The 13,623-nt window shown below is 61.1% G+C and carries 5 protein-coding genes; 1 reads left to right on the top strand and 4 read right to left on the bottom strand.

Translation table 11 applies throughout. The annotated features are described in order from the left end of the window. The 4 genes from RTS12_RS16970 to RTS12_RS16955 form a co-directional block, all read right to left on the bottom strand. Positions 1 to 4,357, bottom strand: a 4,357-nt coding sequence (locus RTS12_RS16970; RefSeq protein WP_312530619.1) for a MupA/Atu3671 family FMN-dependent luciferase-like monooxygenase, incomplete at its 3' end; no start/stop codon positions are given. Then, the gene (locus RTS12_RS16965) at positions 4,354 to 5,352 is read right to left on the bottom strand and encodes a glycosyltransferase family 2 protein (protein ID WP_312530617.1); all 999 of its coding nucleotides are present in this window, start codon (positions 5,350 to 5,352) and stop codon (positions 4,354 to 4,356) included. The genes RTS12_RS16970 and RTS12_RS16965, both read right to left, overlap by 4 nt. 2 nt (positions 5,353 to 5,354) lie before the next feature. Continuing rightward, complete coding sequence (locus tag RTS12_RS16960) at positions 5,355 to 11,684, bottom strand: SDR family NAD(P)-dependent oxidoreductase (protein WP_312530615.1); 6,330 nt, start codon at positions 11,682 to 11,684, stop codon at positions 5,355 to 5,357. 96 nt (positions 11,685 to 11,780) lie between these two features. After that, complete coding sequence (locus RTS12_RS16955) at positions 11,781 to 13,196, bottom strand: hypothetical protein (RefSeq protein ID WP_312530613.1); 1,416 nt, start codon at positions 13,194 to 13,196, stop codon at positions 11,781 to 11,783. 116 nt (positions 13,197 to 13,312) lie between these two features. Between RTS12_RS16955 and RTS12_RS16950 the strand changes: the two genes are divergently transcribed. Continuing rightward, positions 13,313 to 13,623: WecB/TagA/CpsF family glycosyltransferase (locus tag RTS12_RS16950; RefSeq protein ID WP_409455703.1), on the top strand; the 311-nt coding region annotated here is incomplete at its 3' end.

Raw genomic sequence — 13,623 nt, 5'->3', positions numbered from 1 at the left:
AATTGTCACGCGATCCGATGTTCGGGACGCCCAAGGTCTCGGACCAAATCCGGGTAATGGACTGCGCCAATGCCGCGCTATTGGCCGCCTTATCTTTGTCGCCACCCGCTTCGGGTGCGGCTGTGGCCGGAACCACGACCGGCGGAGCCACCGGTTTGGGTGAGGTCACCTGAACCGCCCGCACAACCGTTCCGCCCGGCAGCGGCAATTGCTTGCGATCGATCTTGCGGTTCGGCGTCAGCGGCATCTGTTCCAGAACCACGATCCGCCCCGGCACCATATGAGCGGGCAGTCGTTCGATTAGCGCCTCGCGCATCCGCGCCTCATCCAGGGATTGGCCGGTCACATAGGCCACCAGCCTGCGATCGCCGGGGGTGTCCTCGCGCACGATCGCCACCGCCTCACGCACACCGCCAAGTTCGGAGAGGGCCGATTCGATTTCACCCAGCTCGATCCGGAAACCGCGCAGCTTGATCTGATGATCGGCGCGGCCGATGTAATCAAGCAAACCGTCCTCGCGCCAGCGCACAAGATCGCCGGTCTTATACATGCGCGCCCCCGCAGGCGCGGCGTCTTGTGCAAGAACGAAGGGATCAGGCCGGAAGGCGGCATCGGTCAAATCGTCGCGCCGCCAATAGCCGCGCGTTACCCCATGCCCACCGATCCACAGCTCGCCCTGCCCGTCCGGAGCCACAGGGTTTCCTTCGCTATCAAGGACATAGACCTGGGTATTCGCGATTGGGCGGCCCAGTGTAACCTCGGCATCGCCAGACAGATCTGCAACGGTTGACCAAATCGTGGTTTCAGTCGGACCGTACATGTTCAGGATTTTTGCATCCGAAACACGGCGTAGCTCGGCCAAAAGCGACGGTGGTAGTGCTTCACCGCCGACCATGATGCATTTCAGGCGCGCCATTTCCGCCGCAACCACCGGGTCGGATACCAAAATCCGCGCCATCGAGGGCGTACATTGCAAATGGGTCACGCCATGACGACGGATCTGCGCAGCAAGCGAGAAGTCACGCTCATCCTCGACCGGGGCAACTGCCTGACGTAGCTGTGCCAAAAGCGGAAAGCCCGCAACCACTTGCGCTGGTGCGATGCCATAATCGATCAGGCAGGCAATTTCGCCCACCCCGATCTTGCGCAGATGCTCGACCCGCGCAATCCCATCCTCAAGCGAGCCGAATAGACCGGAATCGTCAAAATAGCGCAAGAAAGCGAAATCAAGAATCCCGTCCAGCTCATCCTCGGTCAGTGAGCCCAGATCGATTGCCATCGGATTGGTCATGCCCTCTGGGCGGCGGAAGGCCGGGAAATCCCACGCATATTGCTTCACCAGCGCTGCTGCGCTGCGCAAATAGGCCTTCATCGGCTCTCGCGCGATTTCTCGGGCGGTATCGCGATCGGCGGCCAGACAGGTGTGCAGCATCAGCGAGACTTTGAAATCCGCCGGATCATACCCTGCCTCGCGCAAAGCAGCGTGATAGTCCTTGATCCGGGCTTCGACCGTATCGATGCTTTGGCCCAAAAGATGGGTCAGCACATGCATGCCCAGCCGGCCCGCCTCTTTCCATGTGTCGGGGTTGCCGGCCACGGTCATCCACAAGGGAATCTCGGGCTGAACCGGACGCGGTTGCGTCACCACGTCGAAATTGGTGCCATCACCTTTGGGAAAACCCACAGCCTCGCCGCGCCACAGACGGCGCAACTGATCGATCCCTTCGATCATCGAGGGTTTGTTCTGCGGCGGACGATTTTCCGGGCGCAGGATGAAATCATCAGGCTGCCAGCCCGAGGCGATCGCCAGCCCAGCCCGACCGCCCGTCAGGTTGTCGATCACCGACCATTCTTCGGCCACACGCGCGGGGTGGTGAAGCGGCAAGACGCAGCTGCCTGCACGTACGGCCAGATTTTTGGTCACTGCGGCAACGGCCGCGCCGGTGACAGACGGGTTGGGATAAGGCCCGCCAAATGCATGAAAGTGACGCTCGGGGGTCCAGACCGCGACAAAGCCATTCTCATCGGCAAAGCGCGCACCATCCAGCAACAGCTTGTATTTCTGCGGCCCCGGCCCGTCGTCATTGCCCCAGTAAAACAGGCTGAAATCCATATGCTGTCCCGCCGGACGCGGTGCCGCGCCCGACACAGCAAGGCGCGACTGCTCATCCGCGATGACCAGTTTCATGCCGCGCGCCAAGGTCCAAAAGATCTCGAGGACAGAAATGTCAAAAGAGAGGCTGGTCACGGCCAGCCAGGCATCACCCTGACCATGCGGGATGAATTCATCCATACCCGCAAAGAAGTTCGAGACGTTGCGATGCTCGATCATAACGCCCTTGGGACGGCCCGTCGAACCAGAGGTAAAGATCAGATAGGCCAGATTTTCGGGCGTCACCTTGGTCGCTGGCGCCTCGGCGCTGGCGGGGATGTCTGCGGGAATGGTGATGACCTGTGCGCCATGCGGCGGCAGATCTTTTTCCAGCCCCGGCTGGACCAGCACGACCGCTGCCGCGCTGTCTTCGACATATAGCGCGATGCGATCGGCCGGATAATCGGGATCAAGCGGCACATAGGCCCCGCCTGCCTTCAAAATCGCCAAAGCCCCGATCACCAGCTCGGGCGAGCGGCGTGCGAAAATGCCAACCGGCTTATCCGGCCCGACGCCCAGCTTGACTAAGGTGGCGGCCAAGGCATTTGCGGCCCGGTCCAGCTCGCCCCGGGTGATCTTGCGATCCTCGAACACAAGCGCGACGGCATCGGGATCTGCCGCAGCCGTTGCCGCAATCAGATCATGCATACAGGCAGGTTCCAGCGCGCGCGCCGTATTATTTCGGGTATAAAGCAGCTCTTGCCGCTCGCTTTCCGACAAAAGCGGAATGTCGCGGATCAATGTCTGGGGCGGCAGCGCCACCGCGATCAAGATTGCCTGCGCGGTGCGTTCGGCACGGGCAGGCGACAGGCGGGTGGCATCGTAATCGATCCAGCCATGCCCATCCGCCAGGGTGACACGCAAAGCCGATGGGGTCGTCGCACCATCGGCGGTCAAGCTGATCGCCAGATCGGGCATCGCCGCGTCACGCAATTCGGGCGCGCGGTGAAGCAGATCGGTCATAAACGGGCCGCGCTTGGCGATTTGCGCCTGGGCCGCAGTCAGGCTGTCGGCCAGCGCGGAAAGGCTGCTGCGTGGGGCCGCCTCGACGGCCAGAGGGACCCAATCGCTGACAATGCCGCGAAAGCCCTGAAACCCCTCGGGGCGCAGCGCAAGATCGGTCGCCGTTTGCCCCGATAGCCGCGCCAGAATCGCCGCAACCGCCGCCAGCGCATGCGGGCCAGCCATTTGACCCAGATCGATGCGCTGCCTTGGGGCGCCCGGCTCGGCCGTGCCGGGCATGACCGCGGGGTTCATCGCGGCCAGACGTTTGCGCCAAAAACCATCGCTTTTAGCGGCCTCTTGCGCCGCCCGGTCCAGATCTTGACGCTCAGTCGCGCTCAGCAGGGACAGGGTCTCGCCAATGGCCTCGACCGGGGTGGCCAAAACCAAACGCACCGCGCCATCGCAGGTCGCAATGCTGACCTGATCGCCCTCATGCGACAGAACCTGACCCGGTGTGCCAGAGCCCTCGGCGTAATCTGCCGTGCGAACCGCAACAACGTGACCATTGGCCAAGACCACCTTGGGCTCGGTCATCGGGTTCCAATAACCGCTGTGATCCAGCGCCCGGACCAGATCGACGATGCGACGCGCGCTTTGGGTAAAATCAAGCACACCCGCCGCGGCGGGCCGCTTGGACAGCGCATAATAGCCACGCTGGCTCAAATCCTGCTTTTGCCGGATGGGCTGGCCGCTTTCCAGCATTTGAACGACATCGGCAAAGGCCTCGGCACCGCGGGCAAAACAGCGCGCATTCAGCGTCAGCGCATTATCATCGGGCCGGATCGGAAACTGACGCGAGGCAAGAATATCGCCCTCATCGATGCCGCCTTCGATCAGATGCCAGGTAATGGCGTGATCTGTACGCCCCTCGATCATGCCCCAAAGCGGCACGTTCAGACCTGCCATGCGTGGCAGCGGGCCATCATGAAAGTTGATCGCGCCCAAGCGACCGCGTGCAAGCGTTTCAGGCTTGAGAATCGAAAGGTTTGCCACACTGAACAGCCAGTCAGCCACAGGCGCATCAGCGGGTTGCGGGGCGTCTTGATCTTCTACGCGCAGGCCCGTGGCTTGGGCCCAATCGCGCAGCTCGGGATTGCGTGTCACCACGGCCACCACACGATGCCCGCGCGAGATCAGCGTCTCGACGGCATGGCGCATCAGGGATTCATTGCCGATAACAACGGCGGAAAACTCGGTCATGGCTGGCCCTTTTCGAAATGGACTGGCTTTGGCTGACGGCGCAAAGCATGGCGGGTCAAAATCCCTATATGCCCGTCAGGCAGGCCGGGGTCTCTGCGTTGGATCAAACAGCGCAAGCGCCATAATCCGGTACCCGCAAGATGAGCGGCGGTCGCGCCTAATGCGCCGACACGGCCGTGATGTTTCTCGAAATAGCGACGCCGCGAATCGTACCAATAATCCGGCACGCGCGACCATCGCTTCATCCCGGTCGAAGCCGAGCCGATATGGGCGATCTCGCTTTCATAGACGTAATGGGTCTGCCAGCCCGCGTCGGCGGCACGGCGGCACAGATCGGTTTCCTCGAAGTAAAGGAAAAACCCTTCGTCAAAGAGGCCGATCTGATCCAGCATCTGCGTCCGCATCATCATCGAGGCACCCGCTGACCAATCCACCTGCAGCGAATGATCCGGCTGCGCCATCGCCACGATCTTGTTGCGCAGCAATTTAGAGATCGGACCGGTTTTGGCCGTCCCTTCAAACTCGCCACCGATCGAGGGAAAGCGGAAGGCGGTATGGTGAGGCTCGCCATCCATGCCGCGAATGCGCGAGCAGGCAATGCCTGCTTTGGGATGGGCGTTCAGATAATCAATCAAAGCGCGGATCGAGCCAGGCTGCGGAATCGCATCGGAGTTGAGAAGATAGACCAGATCCGCGCGGCGCCCATCGGGCGTGCCTCGGCGAATGCCATAGTTGTTTCCCGCACCAAAACCGCCGTTCTGCCCTGCCGAGACAATGGCCAGTCGCCCCGTTTCCAGCCAGCCGCGTGCCTCAGCCTCGGCCTGCATTTTCTCAAGCGATCCATCGCCCGAATCGTTATCGACCAGCGTAACGCCGCCCTCGATCCCTTCCATCTCGCGCAAAGCGCCTTCGACGGCCATCAAAGACAGCTCGGGCGTCCGGAAATTCAGGACGATCGTATTCAAAACCGGGGTATTCACATCAGATCCGATCATCTTCACTCTGCCGCCTCGGCCTGTGCCTCGACCTGTTGATCTGCTGCACGCAAAATATCGCGCAGCACCGAAGCCAGACGGCGAACGTTGGGTTCAAGCACCATGGAATCATGGTCGCCCGGAACCTCGATCACATTCAGCTGCGTCATCCAGTCAGACCAGCCGTTATCCTCGTACAGATATTCGCGGCCAGTGGTGACCCAGCGCCCCCCCGAGACCTTAAAACGCCGGTCCAAAGGCGGGCGGAACATCGCAACCGGCCCGTCCCATTTTGCCAGCTCGACCTTGGGCAGGGCTTCGCGGAAGGCGGCCTCGATTGCGAGGTCATGAAAGGCTGCGCCCTCGGCCTCGGGGGCAGCGGCCTGAGCACGCTGGCGGCGCGACAGCTCGTATCCAAGCTTGTTCTTGACCCAGTTTGCGGCAAATGCCGGGCCCTGCTCTCGCATTTCAGTAAAGCGGATCAAAAGCTTGTCTTGCTTGCTTAGACCCGGGCGCAAAGGCAGCGGCGTATCCAGCATCACCAGCTGCGCCACTTCTTCGCCCTCGGCCTGCAACATCCGCGCCATTTCCAGCGCGATCAAGCCACCGCCCGAAAAGCCCCCCAAAAGATAGGGGCCATGAGGCTGAACCTGTCGCACCTCACCCAAGTAATCGCGTGCAGCATCGACAAAGCTGGTATGAGGCTTGTCATCGCCAAACAAACCGCGCGCCTGCAAGCCGTAGAAATGGCGATCCGGCCCGATGCGCTGCGCGAGCTGGCGCAGGTTCATGATATTGCCGAACATGCCCGCAACCATGAAAAAGGGCGTCCCCTCGTCCGCGCCGCCCATGTCGACGACAAAGCGGCGCGCGGGCTTGTCGCCCTGCTCGCTGGCCTCGACCAGACGCGGTGCGGTCAGCGCCACTCCGTCGCGCGGCGCAACGCGGGGCGCAATCAATGCGGCCAATTTGGCAATCGTCGGCGCCTCGAACAGGGTCGAGATCGGCAGGTCGATCCCGATGCTTTTCTTCACCTGCGCGAACATGCGCACCGCGATCAAAGAGTGCCCCCCCAGATCGAAAAAGCTATCTGCCGCGCCGATTTGGGCGATACCCAGCAGCTCGGACCAGATTGCGGCAATCTCGGTCTCTAGCCCCGGCGCGGGTTCGACGAAATCAGCGTCCAAATCGGGACGCTCGAAGCCGCCCTCATTCGAGGTGGCTGTTTCAGGAAGGGCCGCCTCGGCGATCAACGAGGGCAGATCAAGCGATGAAACAAAGACCTGTGGCAAGCCCGTAGCCAGCGCACGTTTCAGCATATCGGGGCCAATATCTGCCGGAATCCCTTGCGAGATATTGTGATGCAAGCGCCGCTCGGCGGGGCTAAGCGGACGGCCGGCCTCGACCTTGGCACGCGGGGCCGCGCTAAACCCACCCTCAAGCTTGCGGATCGAGAAGCCGCGGATTTCAACGGCAATTTGACCATCAGGCAAGGCCAGATCGATATCGAATTGGGCCATGCCCGCAGCCGCGCTATTGGTTCCAGCATTGCGGATGCGGCTGATCACATGGCCGCCCATCGGGCCATGCACGGTGATCGCGCTGTAACCCATGGGCACCCATAGGTGATCGGGGCGCCACCTCTCGACCAGTTCCATCGCCCAGCCCGTGGCAATGTCCAAAAGAGCTGGGTGCAGGATATATCCCTGTGTCAAATCGCCAGCAAAGGCGGGGTCCAGCGCCAATTCGGCCATGCCCTCACCCCCATCGATACGATAGCGACGAAGCACCTGCCAACGCTGGCCAAATCGCATCTGGCTGTCTTGGGCCGAGCGCAAGGCAGCGCCGTTTGCGTCCTTTTGCCAGTCGGTCGGCGCCGTCAGCCCTTGGGGCTGGGCGGCGATTGCCGTTTCGATGCGCGCGGTCACATTCGCCCCGGCCTGCGGATCGTCAAGCACATTGACCCGCAGCCCGTCGCCTTCGGGTTCCAGCCGAACCGTGATCAGGGTGGAGCCGCCATCCGCGACCAGAACCGGGCGCAAAAATTCTAGATCCGAGATCGTGATAGGCAGCGCAAGCCCCGCCTCGACCGCAGCTTCGGTGATCAATTCGATCCAGCCCGTACCCGGCATCAGCGCTTGCCCCGTGGCGGTGCGGTGGCCACCGATGATCCAATCCTCGATCTTCAGAAGTTTGCGGAACTGTCGGCCCCCCGGCATTGGCTGGCTGTCATCCAGCAGCGGACGGCCGACCGGCGCGGCGATTGCATCACTGGCGGGGCGGTCAAGTCCGGCGGCGCGCGCAGCCATACCTGCATCGGCCCAAACCCCCCAGTTCACGGCCAAGACCTGTCCCAGGGCTGGCGGCGCCGAACGCGCAACCGCGTTCAGATATTCGTTCGCGGCGACGTAATCGGCCTGACCCGCAGCGCCGATCACCGAAGATGTCGATGAAAACAGCACCGTCTGCTTGGCCGGGTGATCGGACAAAGCCGCGATCAGCGCCTGCGTGCCCAGCAATTTGGGGGCCAGAACATCCCATGAATCATCGTCCGTCTTGGCCGCGATCAGCGCATCACGGGTCACCCCCGCAGCGTGAAGCACGACATCGACCGAGCCAAAGCGCGCACGCCCCTCGTCCACGGCACGTCGCATATCCTCTGGGCTGGTCACTTCGGCGCGTACCGCCAAGACCTCGGCCCCCAGCTCTTCAAGCTGGCGCAAGGCCGCGCCCACGCGGGCGGAATTGATGGCGCTGCGGGTGGTCAGGACCAGCTTTGCCCCACCTTTTTTTGCCAAATCGCGCGCAATCGTCTGGCCGATACCACCAAAGCCGCCAGTGATCAGGGTAACGCCTGCGCCCTTTGCCGCAACCTCGGGCAGGCTCACGGCCTCGATCCCTTGGGCAAAACGGCGCGCTTGACGCCAGGCGACGACCTCGATTCCGGTCAGCGGCGACAGGACCTCTTCTGTCAGTTGGCCCGCCAGCAGATCCAGCGCCGCCACATCGGTCTTCACCCCACCAAAGGTGCTGCGCCGGATCGCTGGGCTACGCAGATCGACCAGCCGGGTCCGCACGCCTGCCGCCTCGTGCGGCAAGACACGCAATGGCCCCAAAGCGGTGGCTTTCTCGGGCTGGCTTGCACCTTCGGAGCCGACCGACAGCGCATCCGATGTCACCGCGATCAGATCAAGTCTCGCATCGGCCATTTCCGATCCGATGGCCTGCGCCAGATGCAGAAGGCTGAAAAAGCCCCGCTCAAGCCGGGTGTTAAGCACCGAAGAGCCGGGGCGGATCTGATCTTCGGTCGAGGCGGACCAAAGATGAACGATACGCGCAGGGGCAAGATCTTGTCCGATCAAAGCGGCCAGAAGAATCTCATAGCCTTCACGGTCAGATTCGGGTGGCAGAGTAAAGTGCCCGCCGCCCAAGTCGTGAAAGCGATCGCCCGGCTTTACGGTCAAGACCTGCTGCCCCAAAGCGATCAGTCTGGCGGCCAGACGTTCACCCAATCCTGCCTCATCCATGAAGATCAGGTAGCGATGGGCGTCTTGGATCACGGGCTGGCCATGCGGGCCGATCTCGATGCCCGGTGCGGCCAGACGCCATGCCGGACGCCAGCCCCACTGGGCCGGATCCTCAATGCGCACCAGCTCTTCGGTGGCGCTGGCAGTTTCTGGCTGAGCCGCCTCGATGAAATAGCGCTTGCGCTGGAATTGATACCCCGGAAGCGACAGGCGGCGGCGCTGTTCGCCACCCCAGATCTGATCCCAGTCAATTGCCACGCCCGCAGCCCAAAGACGGGCAAGTCCCAGCATGAAATAGACATCATCGCCCACCGCATGATCACGGTGCCGCAGGGTCGAGATGACCTGATTGGCGCTGATATCGGGATGAGATTGCGCCATCACCTTCATGGCTCGTCCCGGTCCGACCTCTAGGAACACCCGGCCCGGCACGCGTGCAAGGTGATTGATCCCATCGGCAAAGCGTACGGTGCCGCGCAGATGGGCGACCCAATAATCCGGGTCGGTGGCCTGCGCATCGGTCAAAACCACGCCCGAACGGTTCGAGATGATCGGGATTTGTGGCGTATTCAGCGTGATTGCGGCCAGATAATCGCGGAACCGCTTCAGGATCGGTTCAAGCATCCGCGAATGGGCAGCAATCGAAATGGCGATGCGATTGACCTGAATATCGCGCTTGGCCATGCGCGCCGCAAAGGCATCCAGCCGGTCATCGGGGCCGGAAACCACCGAAAGGCCGGGCGCATTGACCGCTGCAAGGTCCAGTTCCAGCTCGGCCAGCTCGGTGGCAAATTCCGCCGGATCCAGCTCGATGCTGAGCATGCCACCTGCGGGAACCGTATCGAACAGCTGACCGCGCAGATGCACCAAACCAATGCAATCCTCAAAGGACATCACACCCGCCAGCGCGGCAGCGGTGTTTTCGCCCATCGAATGCCCGATCAACGCGGCGGGGCGAACGCCCCAGCTGATCCAAAGCTGTGCCAGCGCATATTCGGTGATCATCAGCAAAGGAAGCTGGATCGAGGGCTTCAGCAGACGTCCATCGGCTGCCCGGCGCTTATCCTCGGTCGGCAGCCACAATGCCCGCAGATCCTCGCCGCTGGCTTTGGCCATATGGTCAAGCCCACGGTCCATCCATTCGCGAAACACCGGCTCGGTGCTGTAAAGATCGCGCGCCATGCCCGCATATTGTGCCCCGCCGCCGGGCAGCATGAAGACGACCTCGGCATCCTCGGCGACCAGTTGCTGGTCGAAAACCAGCTGGGGATCGGGGCTCACAAGCTGGCTGGCAGCCTCAGCCGCATCATGGGCGATCAGAACACGGCGGCGGTCAAACCGGCGCCGACCATGGCTAAGCGTGTAAGAAAGATCGGCCAGATCGACGTCAGGATTGGCCTTAAGCCAATCCGCCACCGCCTCGGCATTGGCATCAAGCGCGGCTTTGCTGCGCCCGGACACCGTGATGATCTGAAACGGCCAATCCGATTGTGCGGGTGCCGCGATGACGGGGGGCTGCTCGACGACGACATGGGCGTTGGTTCCGCCCACACCCAGCGAGTTCACGCCCGCGCGGCGCAAGGGTGTCTCCCACGAGCGCAGCTGATCGTTGACCTGAAACGGGCCGCCGTCAAAGTCGATGGCAGGGTTGGGACGTTCAAAGCCAAGACTGGGCGGAATTTTGGCATGATGGACCGCAAGGGCCGTCTTGATCAGGCTGGCCCCGCCAGCGGCGGTATCCAGATGGCCGATATTGGTCTTGACCGAACCGATATAACAAGGCGCCGCACGCGGGCCCGGCACACGCTCGAACGCCTGATTAAGCGCCGCCACCTCGATCGGGTCGCCCAAGGCCGTGCCGGTGCCGTGACATTCGACATATCCGATCGAGCCGGAATCGACCCCCGACATCACCAAAGCCTCGGAGATCGCCTGCGCCTGCCCCTCGACGCTGGGGGCCAGATAACCCGCCTTGGCCGAGCCGTCGTTGTTGATGGCTGATCCCTTGATGACCGCCCAAATGTGATCGCCATCGGCAATCGCATCCGACAGGCGCCGCAACACCAGCACCGCCGCCCCCGAGCCGAACACCGTGCCCTGCGCGCGGTGATCAAAGGCGTGGCAGTGACCGTCCGGCGAAAGGATCTCGTTTTCTTTATAGAGATAGCCACGTCCCTGTGGCAGCTCGATGGTGACGCCCCCGGCCAAGGCCATGTCACATTCCCCCGACAACAGGGATTGTGCCGCCATATGGATCGCAACCAGCGAAGTCGAGCAGGCCGTCTGCACGTTGATACTTGGCCCGGTCAGGTCAAAGACATGGCTGACCCGAGTGGAAAGAAAATCTTTGTCATTGCCGGTATGGCGCAGAAGAAAATGCCCGACATTGTCGACCAGATCGCGGTTTGAACACAAGTTCCAGTAGAAATAACTGCCCATGCCGCAACCGGCATAAACGCCGATTGGCCGTTTGAAATCCTCTGGCATATGGGCGGCATCTTCTAATGCATGCCAGCAGGTTTCCAGAAACTTGCGATGCTGAGGGTCCATGATCGCTGCCTCTTTGGGGCTAAGCCCAAAGAATTCGGCGTCAAAGCCATCAAAGCCGTCGAGGACAGCAGCCGAGCGCACGTAATTCGGGTCGCGCAACCTAGCACGCGTTTCACCCGCAGCGATCAAGGCATCCTCGTCAAGCGGACGGATGGATTCGACACCCCGGCACAGATTGTCCCAATACTCGGATACATCCTTCGCGCCGGGCAATTGAGCAGCCATGCCGACAATTGCAATGTCGGTATCCTCAATGCGCGGGAAATCTAATGACATATCAAGTACCTCTAAAAAACACTGTACCGCCATCATAGACCAAAACAACCGGCCGGCGGGTGACTTGGCCTATATATAGGACAGGCGTACCTTCGCCTATATCAGCGACTCAAATACTGTCTTTTTGTGCAGGATATTATCCCGACTATTTTCAGTTTGGGTGAAATATTGCCCCTGGCGCATGCGAACCGCGCTTCCGGCCAGCATGCCGGTCATCAACCAGGAAATTGGTGTCAGGGTCGCATTGGGAATCAGATCGACCATATTCAGCCCCATGATCATGGCAATGGCCGCCAATGTCATATCGGCCTCGTCGGGTTTTCCGCGATTGCGGGGCCATGCCCGCCAAGCCATGATGATTGGCAAAAGCAGCAGACCAAATTCAGCAACAAAGCCGAAAATGCCGCGCTCGCCCAAAAGGCGAATCCATTCGCCATCGGTAATCGTCTCATACCGCGCCGAGACCGGATCAACGATCAGGGGCCGCCCCCAGCCGCCCCAGCCAAAGGCCGGACGCTCGAGCGCGCGCTGCAGCAGCCGGGTTTCATTGACCAGGCGAAATTCCAGCGATTGTCCACGATCGGCATCGGTTCCACTTGCGGTCGCGACGATTCCCTCGATCGGCATCCAGGGTTGCGCGCGCACCACCGGATAGCTGACGACGGCAATTCCCAGAAACATCGCAACCGTCACGATCAGCCGCGGGCGCGCAAACCACAAAAAGGGCAGCGCAATAACGCAATGCAACAAAACCCCAAGCGATTTGCACATCAGCAAAATCACACCCAGATAGCCGGAGGTCGCATACCATTTGCTGTCACGCATAACCCGGGTGATCGCAATTGCGCAAAGCAGGCTGGTCATACACAGAAAAGCCACCCAAAGCGGATGCTCTAGGAAAACAATCGGGCGAAAGCCGCCATAGCGCATGGTCTGGACGAAATCATGTTGGAAATAGCCATAAATCCAGACGTTCATCTGCGGTGAAAGGCGCACCTCGATAATCATCAGGACCGAATAGGCCAACATGCCAGTAACAAGGGCACGGGCCAGAATGCTGACGCCTTGCGGGGTAGAAAGATACCAATATCCCAATAAAAACGGCAACAGATGCGCAAAGACCAGCATCGATTCGGCGATCCCTTGCGAAAGAGCCGCACCGGGCCTGACCGAGATCCCCTCGACCAGCGTATCGGTATTGGTCACAGTGGTCAGCAAAGGTGCCGCCAGCATCATCACCAACAGCACAAGAATCGGAGCGCTTAGCTTAGGCGGCGCAATTTCGTCGTCGCTTTTTCCGATATAACAAAAGAATGCGGCAGAAAGCGCGGGAATGATTGCTTTATCCAGACTGGGAAAAAGCGGCAGATCAATGGCGGCAACCGGCGGCAGCACCAAATAACCTGCAAGGATCGACCAGACGATGGCCTTTGCCCTTGGCATCCGGCTGAAAATCATGGCGACCACCACGGGCCAGACCATCAACATGATCAGGGCTTGCGGCGTCATCATTGCGGAAATCCAGCCAAGACGGACAAAGAATGAATAACCATATCCTCGTTGTGGACATTGCAATCGCGCCTGCCGCGACCCATGCTGTTCAAGGGATAGCCGTTACGAGGGGTCAGATGCAATTCCGCTTTAAAGACGGGGTTACCGTCGCGGTTAACTGTCAAGATCAAGCCAGTCTTTTGCAAGAGGTTCGCTTGCGCCTTGCGCAAAACCGACCCTTTGCACTGGCCACGATCAATGTCGATCACTTGCAGCGCTTGCCCGAAGATGCGGCCTTTCGTCAGGCCTATAGTCAGCATGACCTGATTTGCGCGGATGGCAACCCGATTGTCTGGTTGTCGCGCCTGGCGCGCCGTCCGGTGTCGCTGGTGCCGGGATCGGATCTGGTGGTGCCCCTGATGCAAGAGGCGCGCAACGCCAATCTGCC

The sequence above is a fragment of the Paracoccus sp. (in: a-proteobacteria) genome, from assembly GCF_032007265.1.
In the GTDB taxonomy this organism is placed as follows: Bacteria; Pseudomonadota; Alphaproteobacteria; order Rhodobacterales; family Rhodobacteraceae; genus Paracoccus.
The sequence above is the reverse complement of the archived record's forward strand: the minus strand, read 5'-3'. Positions and strand labels throughout refer to the sequence as shown.